This is a genomic window from Dermatophilaceae bacterium Sec6.4 (assembly GCA_039636865.1).
In the GTDB taxonomy this organism is placed as follows: Bacteria; Actinomycetota; Actinomycetes; order Actinomycetales; family Dermatophilaceae; genus Allobranchiibius.
In genome coordinates this window covers 1,292,086-1,308,446 of record CP144172.1, presented here as the reverse complement: position 1 = coordinate 1,308,446, position 16,361 = coordinate 1,292,086, and the positions used below count along the sequence as shown (strand labels likewise).

Below are 16,361 nucleotides of genomic sequence, written 5' to 3'. Positions count from 1 at the left end.
TGACCGCCGGCTGAAGTTGGACACCCTGCTCGGCCCGCACCGGCCTTTGCGGCTTACCGCCACAGAGGGGTGGGCGCCCAACCTCGACGTCGCCAGAAACGCGCTGACGCCCTGCGGTATCGACCTCGCCCGGTACGACAGCGAACACGATCAGCGGATGCCGATGCAGGATGAATCCTTCGATCTGGTGATGGCACGGCACGAGTCATACAACGCCGAGGAAGTGGCGCGCGTGCTGCGCGCAGGCGGCATCTTCCTCACCCAACAGGTGCACGGCCAGGACGTCCCGGAGTTGTATGACTGGTTCGGCGGCGAGCCCGGCTACCCCCACGTCACCCTTGAGCGGACCCTGGACGATGCGCGTACAGCGGGCCTGACGGGATGGTTGCGATTTGTGGTGAGGGTGCAGCTATTGCCGCACCCTCACGAAAAGACGCAACCGGTGCCACGGGTAGCAAGGCACCAACCGCGCGCCGGTTAGGGTTCTGCTCATGAGCGACGGATGGGCAAGCCCGTCGGGGGACCCACAGCAGCCACAGCAGGGGCAGCAACCGCAGCAGGGGCCGTCATACGGCGGCCAGGGTGAGCACCACGATGATCGACCGCGACCCCGGTACGGCGCGTACGGGCCGATGCCCCCGCAGCAGAGTCCGCCCCAGTACGGCGGGCCCCAGTACGGCGGGCCACAGTACGGCCGGCCCCAGGGCAGTGGCCCCTATTACAGCGGTCCGAACCAGTTCCGCCCGATGGCACCGAAGCCGGGTGTCGTGCCGCTTCGGCCCCTCAGCCTCGGCGACATCTTCGGCGGCGCGTTCGCGACGATCCGCGGCAACCCTGCCGCAACCCTCGGCCTGTCGCTGATCGTGCATCTCATCGTGGCCGTTCCCAGCCTGATCTTGACGCTGTGGCTGAAGGATGCGGCGTTCCCCAACGGCATCAACTTCAACCCGGACACCACCAGCGGCAGTGGCAGCGGCATGTCGAGCAGCATCGATCTCAATGCGGCCAGCCTCATCGCGCAGGTCTTCAGCTACATCGGGGGCATCGTGCTCGCCGGAATGCTCATCGTCGTCGTCTCCGAAGCGGTCCTGGGTCGTCGCATCAGCATGGGCAGTACGTGGGCCCGCATCCGACCACGGATCTGGGCACTTCTCGGGATGACCGTCCTTTTGCTGCTGGGCGCCCTGCTGGCCATTGCGGTCGTCGTCGGCATCATCGTCCTGGTGGCCGCCACGGCGGGCACAGTGCTCGCGGTCGTGCTCGGCATCCTGCTCGGGCTGCTCTCGCTTGTCGCCCTCATCGCGGTGTATACCCGGATCCTGCTGGCCAGCCCGGCACTGGTGTTGGAGGGCATCGGCCCGATCGCCGCGCTACGCCGCTCGTGGGGTTTGACGCGCGGCGCGTTCTGGCGGATCCTCGGGATCTCGTTGCTCGCGGCCCTCGTGGCTGGTTTCGTCGGCGGCTTCGCCAACCTTCCAGCGACGTTCCTGACCCTCGGCGGACTGTCCACCAGCGGGGTCACCAGCATCCTGCTGCTCGTCGCCGCACAGCTGTGGTCGGCGGTCGTCACGGCCGCCGTCGCCCCCTTCGTCAACGGCACCACCGGCCTGCTCTACATCGATCAGCGGATGCGCAGGGAGGGCTTGGACGTCGCCTTGATGTCCGCTGCAGCCCAGGACGGTCATGGCAGGAACTGAGGGCCCACCGCTGACGCCCAGCGCGGGTCAGGCAGCGAACCTGCTACGCCAGGAACTGGCCAAACAGGAGTATCAGCAGCACAAGGGCCTGTTGCAGACGGTGCTGGACTGGCTGGGAGAACAACTGGGCCGGCTACTTGACGGAGCCGGCGGCACGGTGCCCGCGATTGCCTGGTTGGTCGGCATCCTCCTGGTCATCCTGCTCGTGGTCGTCGCGGCGATCAGCCTTCGCCGCGGTCGGGTGCACCCCCGATCCACGAGCGAGGACGCGGTACTCGGCGAACATGCCATGACAGCCTCTGATCTACGCCGCCGGGCCGGCCACGCGGAGCGTGCAGGCGATTTCCAAGGTGCCACCCTCGACTACTTCCGTGCCCTCGCCGTGCGGGGCGTCGAGCGCGCGCTGGTCGATCCGGCACCCGGCCTGACTGCGTACGACATCGCACGGGTCCTCGGTGGGCGGTTCCCCGACCGGGCGGGCGACGTCGCCGCCGCGGCCACGATCTTCGATGCCGTGCTGTACGGCGATCAGCCCGCCGACGCCGCAGCCTGCGCCCGGATGCGCGAGCTGGAACTGGACGTGCAGCGTGCCCGCCCAGCCCCCGCGGCCGGTAGTTTCACCGGCTCGGGGAGCAACGGATGACCCGCGGCCGGTTGCTCGCGGCGTTGCTCGTGCTCGTGCTGATCCTGGTGGCGATCGCGGCCGTTATCGGTGGTCCGGGTAGGAAGGAACCGCTCGATCCGGCGTCTGCTGCTCCGACGGGATCCAAGGCCCTCGCGCAGGTACTACGGGCCCAGGGCGTGCAGGTCACCGTGGCCCACACCGCCGGTGATCTGAGTCGCCGCCCGTCCGACACCGCCACGACAGTCGTGCTGACCCGCGGAGGTCTGCTCGGCGTGCAGTCACTGCGCCAGATCGCCCGCTCCTCCGCCGGCGCCGGCTCGCTCGTGCTGATCGCACCCGCGACGCCGGTACTGCAGGCCCTCGGCATACCAGTCCGGGCCGTTCCGGGGCCATCCTCCCGTGCACCGATCGACGCAGAATGCACCACTTCGCCCTACCGGGGGTTGATCTTCGCCGCCGAGCCGGGCAGCCGCGCCTACACGTCCACCTCGGGTCAGGGCTGCGTGCGCTCCGACGACGGGGGCGACGTGATACGCACCCTGCCCGCGATCCCTGGTCTCCGACCCGCGGTGACCGTGATCGGCAGCGACAGTCTGATGCGCAACAGCACCGTCGCCGACGGCGACAACGCTGCCTTCGCACTGCGCGCACTGGGATCACACCGCTCGCTGACCTGGGTCGCCGTCGACCCAGCGCACGCCGACGCCGACCCGGTCGCGGCCACCGACGCCTCCCCATGGCCCCGTTGGACCTTCCCCGCGCTGAGTCTCGTCTGCGTCTGCGTCGTGCTGCTCATGCTCTGGCGTGGCCGGCGACTCGGTCCGCTGGTGACCGAACCGCTGCCGGTCGTTGTACCGGCTGTCGAGACCACCCGCAGCCGTGGCCAGCTCTACCGGCGGGCGCGCGATACCGCCCGTACCGCTGAGGTGCTCCGCATCGCATCGCGGCATCGGATAGCCCGCTACCTCGGCCTCGCACCGAGCACCGATCCGACCCAGCTGTGCTCCCAGGCGGCCCAGGCCGCCGCGCTCGACCCGGCCCGGGTGCGGGCTCTTCTGGTCGAGGCCCCTGTACTCGACGACGATGAGCTGGTCCGGACCGCCCAGGAACTACAGACCCTCGAAAGGCAGGTACGCCGCACATGAGCGACTCGAATCCCGTGCCCGGATCAGATGCCGACGCAACCCGCGCCGACGCATCATCGATCGACGCGACCCGCGCCCGACAGGCGATGCTCGACGTCCGTAACGAGGTCAACAAGGCCGTCGTCGGCCAGGACGCGGCCATCGGAGGACTGGTCGTCGGCCTGCTCGCCGGTGGTCACGTGCTGCTCGAAGGGGTGCCCGGGGTCGCCAAGACACTACTGGTGCGTTCACTGGCCCAGGCGCTGTCGCTGCAGACCAAACGCGTGCAGTTCACCCCCGACCTGATGCCGGGCGACCTGACCGGGTCGCTGGTCTACGACGGGCGTAGCTCCGATTTCGTCTTCCGCCCCGGCCCGGTCTTCACCAACCTGCTACTCGCTGACGAGATCAACCGCACCCCACCCAAGACCCAGTCGGCACTGCTGGAGGCGATGGAGGAACGTCAGGTCTCCGTCGATGGCGCAGCACGCCCACTACCGGTGCCTTTCATGGTCGCGGCCACCCAGAATCCGGTCGAGTACGAGGGCACCTACCCGCTGCCCGAAGCACAGCTGGACCGGTTCCTGCTCAAAGTCGTGGTGTCGCTACCGGATCGGGCGAACGAGATGATCGTGCTGCAGCGGCACGCCGACGGGTTCGACCCCCGTGACCTCGTGGCGGCCGGCATCCGACCGGTCGCGAGCGCCGACGACATCGCTGCAGGGGCCCGCGCCGTCCGCGCCGTCCGGGTGGCGCCCGAGGTTGCCGGCTACATCGTCGACATCGCGCGCGCGACCCGGTTCTCACCGTCGGTCGCCCTCGGAGTCAGCCCCCGCGGCGCCACCGCGCTGCTGGCCACGAGCCGGGCGTGGGCGTTCCTGGCCGGCCGCGACTTCGTGACCCCCGACGACGTACAGACGATGACCCGCGCAACCCTGGCCCACCGCATCACGTTGCGCCCGGAGGCTGAGTTGGAGGGCGTCGGCGCAGCATCGGTGCTGGAGTCCGCCGCCGGGTCTGTGCCGGTCCCCCGCTGAATTCCTGATATGGCCATCACCGGACGCGCCGTCGCGCTCGCCGCACTGGGGCTGATCTACGTCGTCCTGGTGCCGAGCGGGCTCTCCGTGCTGCTCTGGCTGGCCGTGGTCGGTGTACTGATCGGTGTCGACCTGCTTCTCGCGGGCGCCCCTTCCCGGCTGGTCTTCTCCCGCTCGGCGTCCCCTCAGGTCCTGCTCGGTGAGTCCTCGCAGACTTCCCTGCTGGTGCGCAACGACGGCAGCCGCCGTGTCCGCGCCCTGGTGCGCGACGCCTGGCAGCCCTCGGCCGGCGCCCATTCGCAGCGACACAGGACGTCGCTACCCTCCGGTGAGAGTGCCCGCCTGAACACGGTGCTGACCCCGGTACGCCGGGGCGACCGTCTCGCGGACCAGGTCACCGTCCGCTCTTTCGGACCGCTGGGTATTGCGGCCCGGCAACGATCGATGCGGGTTCCGGGATCGGTGCGCGCACTCCCAGCGTACCCCTCGCGGCGGCACCTACCGAGCAGGTTGCGGGCGCTGCGGCAGATCGACGGACGCTCCGCCGTACGGGTGCGCGGGCAGGGCACCGAATTCGATTCGCTGCGTGACTACGTCGAGGGCGACGATGTACGCAGCCTGGATTGGCGGGCCACCGCACGACGACAGCACCTGGTCGTGCGCACCTGGCAACCGGAGCGCGATCGGCGCGTGGTCATCGTCCTGGACACCTCGCGCACCAGCGCCGGTCGGGTGGGCGACACGACCCGCCTGGACCACAGCATGGACGCGGCGCTGCTGCTCGCTGCGCTGGCATCGCGGGCAGGCGACCGGGTGCAGTTCTTCGCCGGGGCACGATCGGTGCAGGCGCGTGTGACCGGCGTGCAGGACCGCGGTCAGCTGCTGCACCAGCTGGTGACCGCGATGGCTCCCCTGGAGTCCGACCTCGTCGAAGCCAGTTGGCCACGCCTCGCCGCAGCCGTGGAAAGCATGTCGAGACAGCGCGCGCTGGTCGTGCTCCTCACCTCCCTGGAGCCGGCCGCGATCGAGCACAGCCTGCTGCCGAGTCTGCCCGCGCTCACCCGGCGGCACCGCGTCGTCCTCGCCTCCGTGACCGACCCGCTGCTGCAGGAGATAGCCGGGCAGCGCGAGACGGCGTTCCAGGCGTACGACGCAGCCGCTGCCGAGCGCACCATCATGTTGCGTGAGCGTGCTGCCGCGGCCCTCGGTCAGCTCGGCATCACCGTGCTGGACCAGTCTCCGCAGGAATTGCCGACAGCGCTCGTGGACCACTACCTGATGCTCAAGCGCCAGGGTCTGCTCTGACCATCTCGCGATTTGGACATGCTGAACGGGGCGCATGTGCCCCGTTCAGCATGTCCAAAAGATGAGACTCAGGCAGCGGTGGGCAACGCGGCGCTGCGGTCGATCTCGGCGACCTCACCCATGTCGCCGTCGCGCCACGCCCGCCGGCCGATGATGAAGACGTAGAGGAAGAACAACACCTCAGCGGCCGCTCCGATCCCGATCCGCGCTCCGGTGGGCAACCCCGACGGGGTGACGAATGCTTCGATGATCCCGGTCACCAGCAGCACCACGACCAGCCCCATCGCCACCGTGATGACGGCCCGCCCCTCGGCGGCCATCGCATCCATCCGGGTCCGTCCGCCCGGTTCGATCCATGACCAGAACAGCTTCAGGCCCGCTCCGGCCGCCACGAACACCGCCGTCAACTCCAACATCCCGTGCGGCAGGATCAGCCCGAAGAAGAGCGACAGCTTGCCGTGCGAGGCCATCAATCCACCGATGATCGCCACGTTCATCACGTTCTGGAAGAGCAGGTAGATCACCGGAAGTCCGAGCACGCCGGAGGCAATGCACAGGGCGGCCACCCATACGTTGTTCGTCCATACCCGGGTGGCGAAATCAGTTGCCGCGTACTCGGTGTAGTAACCCGCGAAGTCCTTGTCGACCAGTTGGTTAGCCTGTTTTGCGCTGATGAACGACGTCTGCACACCGGGATGCTGGGCAACCCATGCACCGACCGCGAACGCCGCCACGACATTGCTGACCAGCACCCCCAGCCACCACCGGCGCAGACGGTACAAGACGGCCGGGAAGGTCGCCGCGAAGAACCTCGCCACCCCCGCCCAGGTGCTGGTACGGCCACCCATCGATTTCGCGCGGGCCCGGGACAACACGGCCGAGAGATACCGCACCAACGCCGGATCTGCTGCCGTGGACCGAATCTGGGACAGATGGGTCGCAGCCCGCTGATAGAGGTCGAGCAGTTCATCGGCCTCGGCGGCGGTCAACCGCCCCCTGCCCCCGAGCTCACGCAACCGCTCCCATTCCCCGTGATGAGCCGCGACGTAGGCATCCAGATCCATGGCCCAACGGTACGCTGAGGGGCGTGACGGGCCGGGCGGAAGCCGACGAACGGGGCGCACCTCCTGCGGCGCGGGGGTTGCGTGGGACGGACGCGGACACCCTGGTCACCGGCGAGGCGGTCCTCATCGACCTCCCACCCGCATCATTGCCCATCCGGGTCGTCGCCCGCCTGCTGGACACCGTCGTCTACCTCGCCGCCTTCATTGCACTGCTGTTCGTGGTGGTCGCGCAGTCCTTCGCCGGCAGTGCAGCCACGACCCAGACGCTGTTGCTGATCAGTCTCGTGAGCTGTTTCGTGATCGCGCCGGTCGTCATCGAGACCTTGACCAAGGGCCGCTCGCTCGGCAAGGTTGTCTGCAAGCTGAGGGTCGTCCGCGATGACGGCGGCCCGATCGTCCTGCGGCACGCGCTGGTTCGCGGTCTGGTGGGGTTCGTGGAGTTCTTCGTCGCCTACGGGGTACCCGCCATCATCGCCGCGATCGCCACGACCCGGGTCAAACGACTCGGCGACCTCGCTGCCGGCACCTACGTCGTACAGGAAGACGTGCGCCTGCGCCTGACGCCTCCGCCGATGATGCCGCCGCGGTTGGCGCACTGGGCGGCGTCGGCCGACATCGCGGCACTACCGGACGGCGTCGCGCTTGCGGTCCGCCAGTTCCTGATGCGCCGCGCCACCCTGACCCCTGCTGCGCGGACCCGACTATGCATAGATCTGTCCGCAGTCGTACGCCCGGCCGTCGCACCCCCGCCGCCGCCCGGCACCTACGACGAGGAGTTCCTCGCTGCGGTGCTGGCGGAGCGTCGGCGTCGTGACGAGAACCGCCTGCGTGCCGAAGCCGCCATCCGGCATCGCATGCTGCCGGTCGACGAATTGACCGGCCGCCGCTGACTCAGCGCGCGGGGTACCCGGGCTTGATCTGCCCGTCGATGATCGCCAGCCGCTCCTCGAACGGTAGGAACGCCGACTTCATCGCGTTGATCGTCACCCATCGCAGATCGTCGACGTCCCAGCCGGCGTCGTTGACCAGCAGGTCCATCTCGCGGGACATCGACGTACTGCTCATCAACCGGTTGTCCGTGTTGACGGTGACCCGGAACCGTAGATCGCGCAGCTGACTGATCGGGTGCGCGGCAACCGAAGTCGCTGCGCCGGTCTGCACATTCGAGGAGGGGCACATCTCCAGCGGTATCCGGGTATCGCGCACGTAGGCGGCAAGCCTGCCCAGTCGCGCGCTGGAGGTGCCCAACCCCTCGATGTCGTCGACGATCCGGATGCCGTGCCCGAGTCGCTCCGCGCCGCACCACTGGATGGCCTCCCAGATGCTCGGCAGCCCGAACGCCTCACCGGCGTGAATGGTGAAATGCGCGTTCTCGCGGCGTAGGTATTCGAACGCGTCCAGGTGCCGGGTCGGCGGATGCCCGGCCTCGGCACCAGCGATGTCGAACCCGGCGACCTCCTGGTCGCGATAGCGCACCGCCAATTCGGCGATCTGGGTGCTCTTGGCGGCGTGCCGCATGGCGGTCAACAACGCCCGGGCGCGGATGACCTGACCGCGTTCAGCTGCGATGCGCTCGCCCTCCCGCATGCCCGCGTTGACCGCTTCGACGACCTGGTCCAGGCTCAGGCCCTGCTCCAGGTGCTGCTCCGGCGCATACCGGATCTCCGCGTAGACGACTCCGTCGGCAGCCAGATCTTCGACCGCCTCACGCGCCACCCGGTGCAGAGCGGTCTGGGTCTGCATGACACCCACGGTGTGCGCGAAGGTCTCGAGGTAGCGCACCAGCGAGCCGGAGTCGGCGTTCTCGCGGAACCAGTCCGCCAGACCCTCGACATCGGTGGTGGGCAACTGGTCGTAGCCCTCGTCGCGGGCCAACGCAACCACGGTCGAAGGCCGTAGACCTCCGTCGAGGTGGTCGTGCAGCAGCACCTTCGGTAGGGCAATGATCTCTTCGCTGGTCAGCGGGGCGTGGGTTTCAGGCATCCGGACACTGTACGACGAGCCGGAGTTCCGGTCAGGCGATGCGGTCGATCAGCAGGGGCAGCCGGTCTCCGGTGTCGCTGTCGGCGATCTCGAACGCGCCCTCCAGCGACGCAAGTGCCCGCTCGAAGCGCTCGGGGGTGTCGGTGTGCAGGGTGATCAGCGGCTCACCCGCGCGGACCGGATCCCCTGGTCGGGCATGCCACTGCACGCCCGCACCCGCCTGCACGACGTCCTCCTTGCGTGCGCGACCGGCACCGAGTCGCCACGCCGCGACACCGACGGCCAGAGCATCCAACCGGGTGAGATAGCCATCGCGCGATGCCGTGATGACGTGTTGTTCGCGGGCAACTGGCAACGTGGCCGCCGGGTCGCCGCCCTGCGCCGAGATCATCGCCCGCCAGGTGTCCATCGCACGCCCGTCGTCCAGCACATCCGCGGGGTCCACGCCGAGAACTCCTGCAGCAGAGACCATCTCGCGGGCGAGTGCGAGGGTGAGCTCGCGTACGTCGGCGGGCCCGCCACCGGCCAGGATCTCCAGCGATTCGGCGACTTCGAGTGCATTCCCGGCAGTCAGGCCCAGCGGCGTGGACATGTCGGTCAGTAACGCGACCGTTGCCACCCCGGCGTCTTTACCGAGCTCGACCATGGTGGCGGCCAACTCACGGGCGCTCTGCACGTCCTTCATGAAAGCACCGGAACCGACCTTCACATCCAGGACGAGCGAACCGGTGCCTTCGGCGATTTTCTTACTCATGATCGAGCTGGCAATGAGGGGGATCGCTTCGACGGTACCGGTGACGTCGCGCAGCGCGTACAGCTTCTTGTCGGCGGGAGCCAGCCCCGCGCCCGCAGCACAGATGACGGCCCCGACCGATTCCAGCTGCGAGAACATCGCCTCGTTGCTCAGCTCGGCCCGCCACCCCGGAATCGATTCCAGCTTGTCCAGCGTCCCGCCGGTGTGGCCCAGCCCGTGCCCGGACAATTGCGGCACCGCGACACCGCACGCCGCGACCAGAGGCGCGAGCGGGAGGGTGATCTTGTCGCCCACCCCGCCGGTCGAGTGCTTGTCGGCGGTCGGGCGGGACAGGCCGGAGAAGTCCATCCGCTCGCCGGAGGCGATCATCGCCGCGGTCCATCGGGCGATCTCGCGGCGGGTCATGCCGTTGAGCAGGATGGCCATCGCCAGGGCCGACATCTGCTCGTCGGCGACCACGCCGCGCGTGTACGCATCGATCACCCAGTCGATCTGCGCGTCGCCCAGTTCACCGTGTCCACGTTTGACCCGGATGATGTCGACAGCGTCATGCGATTCAGTCGTCTGCACCATGCGCAGATCGTCCCACGCCTCTGCTACATCGACCACCTGCCTGACAACGATGGGAATCGGCGTCGACCCGCTCGGTATCGGGCCCGGCGACAATCCCTCTATTCTCACAGCAGGCGCCCCGCCGTCGATCGGTATCTACTCAAGAAGAGGCCCACCGCACTATGCCCTCAACTCCGCTGCACTCAATTCCGCTGCCCGCATCTCGTCGTGCCGCAGCTGTCGCGCTCTGCGCACTATCTCTCGGTCTCGCTGCCTGCGGTGGAAGCAGTGGCACAGTCAGCGTCACCCCAGCCGGCCAGACCACCAGTGGCTCATCGAGCGCCAGCGCCTCCCCCAGCAGTGCCTCACCCAGCAGTGCACCGAGCACCGCTGCCAGCAGCACGACCAGCAGTTCGCCGAGTTCCAGTTCTACCGACAGCACTGCGAAACCCACCAAGGCGCAAACGATCGACGGACTCACCAAGGCGCTGGCTGGAACGACGAAGGGCGCCCAGATCAGTCCGACGGTCATCAAGAAGGCGTCCACCTGCATCGTGGACAAAACCTACGACAAAGTCTCGAACAAGACCCTGCGGGCGTTCGCGAGCGGCGACCCGACACAGCAGCTGGACGCGGCGGACAACACGGTCTACAAGGACGCGGCGGTTGCCTGCGGCAAACAGCTCGAGTTGCGTAAATAACGCGCAGCGAGGAAACCGATCGCCGTCCCCGTGCGTCGCATTCACTGAGCACGTCGTCCGACCCGAGGAAGTAGAACGATGCCCCTTCAGGCCAGCGTCACCCGTTCCATCACCGTTCCTGTGGTCCTAGCCCTGGGGCTCATGCTGTCCGCTTGCAGTGGCAACAGCGGGAGCAGTACGTCTGCGAGCTCCGCCAAGGCCACCGCATCGAGCAGCACCGCCACGAACAGCTCCCCCAGCACCACCACCAGCACAGCGGCCGACGCCAGCAAACCCAGCAAGAAGGCAGCCGCGTCGGGTCTTGCCAAAATTCTGAAGGAGGGCCCGATGGGGCCATCCCTCACCGCCGCCCAACTCGCGACGGTCGCGACGTGCGTCGTCGACAAGACCTACGACACCTTGACCGCCAAGACGCTCAGAGCAATGGCGACCGGAGATTCCAAGACCGACCCGGACAGCAGCGACCAACCCGCATTGACTGCCGCAGTCGCCTACTGCGGCAAGGCCTCGGGAGTGACTCCTCCCTCGCCCACCACCAGCAGCTGAGGTAGGTCGTCACGACCCCTGCACCCCATCAACCTGAAAGGCACCTCATGTCGATCCTCAACCGCGCCACTGCCACGGCAGCACTACTCATCCTGCCGTTCAGTCTTGCTGCCTGCGGCGGCGGCAGTGACAAACCCAGCAAGGCAGACGCCCAGGCCGGCTTCTCCAAACTCGTGAAGTCTGAGCCCGGGGCTTCGAACGCCAACCCGGCGCTGTTGGAGAAGCTTTCCAAGTGCGTCGTGGACAAGACCTACGACAAGCTGACCACCCGGACCCTCAAAGCAATGGCGAGCGGTGACAAGAACTCCAAGGGTGACGACAAGGACAAGACGACCCTGAACGACGCCAACCAGGCCTGCGCGAAAAGCGTTGCTGCCGGCGGTTGATCTCAGCTACAGATCGTCGGCCCCGAAGGCCTGCGGCAGTACCTCGCTCATCGGCAACACACCCAGGGGCGTCTGCAGCAGGCACTCGGGGCCGCCGTGCTCCCACAGCAGTTGCCGGCATCGCCCGCACGGCATCAACGTGTCCCCGTCACCGTTGACACACCAGACGGCAACCAGTCGGCCCCCTCCGGAGCGCATCAGGTCGCTGACCATTCCGCACTCGGCGCACAACCCGACGCCGTAGGACGCGTTCTCCACATTGCACCCGCTGACGATCCGGCCGTCGTCGACAAGGCCGGCGACGCCGACAGGAAAGTCGCTGTACGGCGCGTAGGCCCGACCCATTGCCTGCACGGCGCTGAGGCGCAGCTGCTCCCAGTTCGGATCAACACCGGTTCCGCTCATGACGAGCCCTTCACGTAGGGCTCCCCGTCGGCAGCCGGTGCACGTACCCGTCCCACGAGCCCGGCCACCGCAAAGATGGTCACCAGGTAGGGCAGCATCCCCAGCAGGCTCGCATTGATCTGCAGCGGGGTGTTCAGGAAGGACAACACCGACTGCAGCGCGCCGGCGAAGCCGAACAGCAGCGCAGCCCCGAGCGCACCACGCGGGGTCCATCGTCCGAAGATGACTGCGGCGAGCGCGATGAATCCCTGCCCGGAGGTGATGTTCTTGTTGAACGCCCCGACGCTACCGATCGTCAGCAACGCCCCCGCCAGGCCGGCCACGCAACCACCCATGACGACGTTCTGGTAGCGCAACCGCAACACGTTGATGCCAACCGTGTCAGCGGCTTGCGGATGCTCGCCGACAGCGCGGGTCCGAAGCCCCCACCTGGTACGCAGCAGGGCTACATCGATCACCAGGACGATCACGTACATGGCGTAGACGATGTAGTTCTGGTTGAAGATGACGGGCCCGACGACGGGGATGTCACCGAGCAGCGGGATCTTCACGGGTCCGAAGAAGCCCGGGTTGTTGGTGCCGTTGGAATCGTTGGCCATGATCGCGTCGAAGAGGAAGCCGGTCAGGCCGAGCGCCAGTACGTTCAGGACGACGCCGAGAATCACCTGATTGACCAGGAATTTGATCGCGAAAACGGCCAGCAGCAGGCCCATCAGTCCACCGACGATCACCGCCCCGACGATCCCCGCGGCCAGGCCGCCGACAGTGCCGAGCAGTGCGCCGGCGAAGGCACCGGCGAGCATCTGGCCCTCGATGGCGACGTTGATCACGCCGCTGCGCTCGCACAAGATGCCGCCCATGGCCCCCAGTACCAGCGGTGCTGCCAGGAACAAACCCTGCTGCAACAGGCTGGTCAGCTGCACGGTGCGGCCGCCGGTGCCTGCCCAGGCCAGGAAGCTCAGCAGGAACAGCACTCCGGCAACGGAACCCACCGCGCGAAGGACGCGGGGGGTGAAGCCGCGCGCTGCGTGATAAGCACCCGCGACGGCAATGAGGACCCCGACGGTGACACAGAACGGTGCTTGCGGGAATGTCACATCAGGTATGTGCAGCGCACCGCCGGTGTTGAACCCGAAGGTCGCGGTGCGCCGGCTCCCCGTGGTCGCCAGGACGAGCGCACTGAATACGCCCACAAGGAGCAGAGCCACCCCGACCCCGACGCGCCGTTTCGGCGACGGACCGGTCTGTACCTTCTTGAGGTGGACGACGAGTTCCTCGTCGGTCGTCTGCGCGCTCATCGGGGTCCCCTCGAAGTATCGGAGCGAGGCACGAGTGGAGAACATCGTGGGGTGATCATCCGTTCCATCCCTTCGCCAACACGGCGCTGTCGCCGCCGTCGGTGGCCCGCAGTCGGAAGATCAACCGGACCAGGCCCGGTGCGGCGATGAAGAGCACGATCAGCGCCTGGAGCACCTGCACGAGATCCGCCGGGGTGCTGGTGGAGGCGAGCAACTGCACGGACCCGGCCCGCAGCGCTCCGAAAAGCATTCCTGCCCAGAAGGTGCCTGATGCCGAACCCCGTCCGAGCAGCGCCACCGTGATGGCGTCAAAACCGATACCGGCATCGATATCGGCGGTGACCTGCGGCTGGGTACCCAGGACCTGGGCGCTGCCCGCGAGGCCGGCGAGCGCCCCGACGAGGAGCATGACCCCGATATAGACGCGGGAGATGCTGATCCCCGCCGTCCGCGCCGCGTCCTGGTTGGCGCCGACCGCACGCACCCGGAAACCGAAAGTGCTACGGCGCAACAGCCACGCGACGCCGATCGTGGCAGCGATGGCAATCAGGAATGAGGTGTTCGCCCGCAGGCTGTCCCCCAGCAGGTGGGGGTAGCGGGCCGTACCGTCGACCGGTGTCGCGATCGCCTGGGTGTAGGGCTTGGCCTGGAACCCGTGCACGCTCAGCAGGAACTGGATCAGTCCGAGCGCGACGTAGTTGAGCATGATGGTGGTGATGACCTCGTGGGCGCCCGTCTTGGCTTTCAACACCCCCGCGATGCCTGCCCAGATGGCGCCGCCGACTACCCCCGCGATGATCGCCACGATGACGTGCAGCACGACGGGTAGGTGCCAGCTGAAGCCGACGTACCCGGCGAAGATCGCAGCCACCAGGATCTGCCCCTGCGCGCCGATGTTGAACAGTCCGGCGCGGAAGGCCAACGTGACCGACAGACCCGCCAGAATCAGCGGCGTCGCGCTGACGATGGTCTCGGAGATCGGTCCCAAAATCGTGGTGAGGCTGCCGCTGGAGAGACTGGACGGATTGAGGATCGAACCTTGGAAGAGCGCGACGTAGGCACCCGAAACCGCGTGCCATGCCGCAGACAACGTGTCCATCGGGGCCGCGGTGAAGTATGAGGCGGCCGCACGGGTGGGCTCGTCGGAGACCACGATCAGCAGCGACCCGATCACGACCGCAGCGAAGATCGCGAGAATCGTCACCAGCGCCGGATGGTCGCTGCGGAAGATCTCCCGCACGCTGAACCGTTGTCCCCCCTGGGGCGCTTCATCCTGCTGGTTATCCGCAGGTGGGACAACTTGGGGCGCGGGCTCGCTCACGCCGACTCCTTCGTGTGGTCGGTCTTGTCCGAATTTTTCGGCTCGGGCACGGCGTTGCCTTGACTCTGCCCGCCCATCAGTAGCCCGAATTCAGCAGCGGACGCCGTGGGCGGCAACTCGCCGACGAGCGCGCCGCGGAACATCACGCCGATGCGGTCCGCGAGGCTGACAACCTCATCCAGTTCGGTCGAGACCAGCAGCACGGCTGCGCCCCGGTCGCGCTCTGCGACGATCCGCTTGTGGACGAACTCCATCGAGCCGACATCTACGCCGCGGGTGGGCTGAGACACCACGAACACCCGCAGCGGTCGGGACAGCTCGCGCGCCAGCACCACTTTCTGCTGGTTGCCGCCGGACAGGGTGGATGCCGGCGCGAGAGCGGATGTCGTCCGCACGTCGAACTCCTGGACCCGCGCCCGGGCGTTCTCCTCGATCGCCTTGTTGTCCAGCTGGAAACGCCCACCGAACGGCGGCTGATCGTGCAGGTCCAGGACCAGGTTCTCGGCGATGCTGAAGCTGGATACCAGTCCGTCGCGCCCGCGGTCCTCCGGGACGTATCCGACACCGGCGCGCAGGATGTCGTAGGTCGTGTCGTCTGTCATGTCCTGGCCGTCGATGATGATGCGCCCGGAGGACGGCTCCACGAGCCCGACGATTGCCTCGGTCAGCTCGGTCTGCCCATTGCCCTGCACACCGGCGATCGCGTAGATCTCACCCCCGCGCACCGAGAAGGAGATGTCGTCCACCATCACGTGACCCGCGGCGTCGAGCACCCGAAGATTGTCGACCTCCAGCAGCACGTCCTTCGGTTTCGCCTCGTCCTTTTCGACCCGCAGCTGCACCGGGCGGCCAACCATCAGCGCGGCCAGCTCGGCAGCCGTCGCACTCGGTTCCGCGGTGCCGACGACCTTGCCGCGGCGGATCACGGTGATGGTGTCCGAGACTTCGCGGACCTCACGCAGCTTGTGGCTGATGAAGACCAACGAGGTGCCCTGCGCCTTCAGCGAGCGCATGACCTCCATCAACCGGTCGGTCTCCTGCGGGGTGAGCACCGCCGTCGGCTCATCGAGGATCAGGATCTTCGCTTCGCGCGCGAGGGCCTTGAGGATCTCCACCCGCTGTTGGATGCCGACCGGAAGATCTTCGACCTTCGCATCGGGGTCGACGTCGAGGTGATGGCGGTCGGACAATTCCCTGACCATCTTCCGGGCCCGGCGGATGTCGAGCATCCCGTGAGACGTCTGCTCAGCTCCGAGCATGATGTTCTCGGCCACGGTGAGCACCGGCACCAGCATGAAGTGCTGGTGGACCATCCCGATACCGGCTGCCATGGCGTCGCCCGGACCCTTGAACACCACCGGCGCGTCGTCCAGCAGGATGGTGCCCTCGGACGGCTCGTACAGCCCGTAGAGCACGTTCATCAGCGTGCTCTTACCGGCTCCGTTCTCGCCGAGCAGACCGTGGATCTCCCCCGACTGCACGGTCAGATCGATCTGATCGTTGGCGGTGAAGGTGCCGAAACGTTTGGTAATGCCCTGGAGCTGCAGTTTCATGCCCAGCTGC

Annotated in this window: 18 protein-coding genes; 10 read left to right on the top strand and 8 right to left on the bottom strand. The window is 67.5% G+C overall.

Going from position 1 to position 16,361, the window contains the following annotated elements; translation table 11 throughout:
* Positions 1 to 16 precede the first annotated feature (16 nt).
* The 6 genes from V3G39_06490 (at position 17) to V3G39_06465 (ending at position 5,788) form a co-directional block, all read left to right on the top strand.
* Positions 17 to 481, top strand: coding sequence for a methyltransferase domain-containing protein (locus tag V3G39_06490; protein XAS77685.1), 465 nt, complete (start codon positions 17 to 19; stop codon positions 479 to 481).
* Between the two features lie 10 nt (positions 482 to 491).
* Positions 492 to 1,697 (top strand): proline-rich domain-containing protein, encoded by a 1,206-nt coding sequence (locus V3G39_06485; GenBank protein ID XAS77684.1) that lies wholly within the window; start codon positions 492 to 494, stop codon positions 1,695 to 1,697.
* Positions 1,684 to 2,340 (top strand): DUF4129 domain-containing protein, encoded by a 657-nt coding sequence (locus tag V3G39_06480; protein ID XAS77683.1) that lies wholly within the window; start codon positions 1,684 to 1,686, stop codon positions 2,338 to 2,340. Before V3G39_06485 ends, V3G39_06480 begins: the two co-directional genes overlap by 14 nt.
* Complete coding sequence (locus V3G39_06475) at positions 2,337 to 3,467, top strand: DUF4350 domain-containing protein (protein ID XAS77682.1); 1,131 nt, start codon at positions 2,337 to 2,339, stop codon at positions 3,465 to 3,467. Before V3G39_06480 ends, V3G39_06475 begins: the two co-directional genes overlap by 4 nt.
* Before the next feature lie 86 nt (positions 3,468 to 3,553).
* Entirely contained in the window at positions 3,554 to 4,483 is a 930-nt protein-coding gene (locus V3G39_06470; protein ID XAS78188.1) for a MoxR family ATPase, read from the top strand.
* Between the two features lie 9 nt (positions 4,484 to 4,492).
* Positions 4,493 to 5,788, top strand: a complete 1,296-nt coding sequence (locus V3G39_06465) for a DUF58 domain-containing protein (GenBank protein XAS77681.1) — start codon at positions 4,493 to 4,495, stop codon at positions 5,786 to 5,788.
* 68 nt (positions 5,789 to 5,856) lie between these two features.
* Here the strand turns inward: V3G39_06465 and V3G39_06460 are convergent, their stop codons facing one another.
* Entirely contained in the window at positions 5,857 to 6,852 is a 996-nt protein-coding gene (locus tag V3G39_06460) for a stage II sporulation protein M (protein XAS77680.1), read from the bottom strand.
* 23 nt (positions 6,853 to 6,875) lie between these two features.
* Between V3G39_06460 and V3G39_06455 the strand changes: the two genes are divergently transcribed.
* Entirely contained in the window at positions 6,876 to 7,742 is an 867-nt protein-coding gene (locus V3G39_06455; protein XAS77679.1) for an RDD family protein, read from the top strand.
* Position 7,743: 1 nt separating this feature from the next.
* Here the strand turns inward: V3G39_06455 and V3G39_06450 are convergent, their stop codons facing one another.
* Positions 7,744 to 8,835, bottom strand: coding sequence for an adenosine deaminase (locus V3G39_06450; protein XAS77678.1), 1,092 nt, complete (start codon positions 8,833 to 8,835; stop codon positions 7,744 to 7,746).
* A 31-nt stretch (positions 8,836 to 8,866) separates the two neighbouring features.
* Positions 8,867 to 10,162: a thymidine phosphorylase gene (locus V3G39_06445; protein ID XAS77677.1), complete on the bottom strand. Its 1,296-nt coding sequence runs from the start codon at positions 10,160 to 10,162 to the stop codon at positions 8,867 to 8,869.
* A gap of 161 nt (positions 10,163 to 10,323) precedes the next feature.
* Here V3G39_06445 and V3G39_06440 point away from each other — a divergent pair, with 161 nt between their 5' ends.
* Positions 10,324 to 10,842, top strand: coding sequence for a hypothetical protein (locus V3G39_06440; GenBank protein ID XAS77676.1), 519 nt, complete (start codon positions 10,324 to 10,326; stop codon positions 10,840 to 10,842).
* An 86-nt stretch (positions 10,843 to 10,928) separates the two neighbouring features.
* On the opposite strand, the gene V3G39_06435 is transcribed toward V3G39_06440, so the two are convergent.
* Positions 10,929 to 11,150, bottom strand: coding sequence for a hypothetical protein (locus V3G39_06435; GenBank protein XAS77675.1), 222 nt, complete (start codon positions 11,148 to 11,150; stop codon positions 10,929 to 10,931).
* A gap of 19 nt (positions 11,151 to 11,169) precedes the next feature.
* On the opposite strand from V3G39_06435, the gene V3G39_06430 reads away from it, so the two are divergent.
* Together V3G39_06430 and V3G39_06425 are read left to right on the top strand one after the other, a co-directional pair.
* Positions 11,170 to 11,388 (top strand): hypothetical protein, encoded by a 219-nt coding sequence (locus tag V3G39_06430; GenBank protein ID XAS77674.1) that lies wholly within the window; start codon positions 11,170 to 11,172, stop codon positions 11,386 to 11,388.
* Positions 11,389 to 11,435: 47 nt separating this feature from the next.
* The gene (locus tag V3G39_06425; GenBank protein ID XAS77673.1) at positions 11,436 to 11,774 is read left to right on the top strand and encodes a hypothetical protein; all 339 of its coding nucleotides are present in this window, start codon (positions 11,436 to 11,438) and stop codon (positions 11,772 to 11,774) included.
* 6 nt (positions 11,775 to 11,780) lie between these two features.
* On the opposite strand, the gene V3G39_06420 is transcribed toward V3G39_06425, so the two are convergent.
* Genes V3G39_06420 through V3G39_06405 form a run of 4 tightly spaced genes read right to left on the bottom strand, consistent with a single transcriptional unit; the run spans position 11,781 to position 16,351 of the window.
* Positions 11,781 to 12,179, bottom strand: coding sequence for a cytidine deaminase (locus tag V3G39_06420; protein XAS77672.1), 399 nt, complete (start codon positions 12,177 to 12,179; stop codon positions 11,781 to 11,783).
* Positions 12,176 to 13,477, bottom strand: coding sequence for an ABC transporter permease (locus tag V3G39_06415; protein XAS77671.1), 1,302 nt, complete (start codon positions 13,475 to 13,477; stop codon positions 12,176 to 12,178). Before V3G39_06415 ends, V3G39_06420 begins: the two co-directional genes overlap by 4 nt.
* 55 nt (positions 13,478 to 13,532) lie before the next feature.
* A complete protein-coding gene (locus V3G39_06410) occupies positions 13,533 to 14,798 on the bottom strand; it encodes an ABC transporter permease (protein XAS77670.1) in 1,266 nt (421 codons plus the stop codon).
* Complete coding sequence (locus V3G39_06405; protein XAS77669.1) at positions 14,795 to 16,351, bottom strand: ABC transporter ATP-binding protein; 1,557 nt, start codon at positions 16,349 to 16,351, stop codon at positions 14,795 to 14,797. The genes V3G39_06410 and V3G39_06405 overlap by 4 nt, the downstream gene beginning before the upstream one ends.
* Positions 16,352 to 16,361 lie beyond the last annotated feature (10 nt).

Bases quoted from the DNA above. Each gene is read 5' to 3' on its own strand.
- V3G39_06485 (XAS77684.1), top strand. From the start codon at position 492: ATGAGCGACGGATGGGCAAGCCCGTCGGGGGACCCACAGCAGCCACAG.
- V3G39_06470 (XAS78188.1), top strand. From the start codon at position 3,554: ATGCTCGACGTCCGTAACGAGGTCAACAAGGCCGTCGTCGGCCAGGAC.
- V3G39_06430 (XAS77674.1), top strand. From the start codon at position 11,170: ATGGGGCCATCCCTCACCGCCGCCCAACTCGCGACGGTCGCGACGTGC.
- V3G39_06460 (XAS77680.1), bottom strand. From the start codon at position 6,852: ATGGATCTGGATGCCTACGTCGCGGCTCATCACGGGGAATGGGAGCGG.
- V3G39_06465 (XAS77681.1), top strand. From the start codon at position 4,493: ATGGCCATCACCGGACGCGCCGTCGCGCTCGCCGCACTGGGGCTGATC.
- V3G39_06405 (XAS77669.1), bottom strand. From the start codon at position 16,351: ATGAAACTGCAGCTCCAGGGCATTACCAAACGTTTCGGCACCTTCACC.
- V3G39_06415 (XAS77671.1), bottom strand. From the start codon at position 13,477: ATGAGCGCGCAGACGACCGACGAGGAACTCGTCGTCCACCTCAAGAAG.
- V3G39_06475 (XAS77682.1), top strand. From the start codon at position 2,337: ATGACCCGCGGCCGGTTGCTCGCGGCGTTGCTCGTGCTCGTGCTGATC.
- V3G39_06420 (XAS77672.1), bottom strand. From the start codon at position 12,179: ATGAGCGGAACCGGTGTTGATCCGAACTGGGAGCAGCTGCGCCTCAGC.
- V3G39_06480 (XAS77683.1), top strand. From the start codon at position 1,684: ATGGCAGGAACTGAGGGCCCACCGCTGACGCCCAGCGCGGGTCAGGCA.
- V3G39_06440 (XAS77676.1), top strand. From the start codon at position 10,324: ATGCCCTCAACTCCGCTGCACTCAATTCCGCTGCCCGCATCTCGTCGT.
- V3G39_06445 (XAS77677.1), bottom strand. From the start codon at position 10,162: ATGGTGCAGACGACTGAATCGCATGACGCTGTCGACATCATCCGGGTC.
- V3G39_06425 (XAS77673.1), top strand. From the start codon at position 11,436: ATGTCGATCCTCAACCGCGCCACTGCCACGGCAGCACTACTCATCCTG.
- V3G39_06450 (XAS77678.1), bottom strand. From the start codon at position 8,835: ATGCCTGAAACCCACGCCCCGCTGACCAGCGAAGAGATCATTGCCCTA.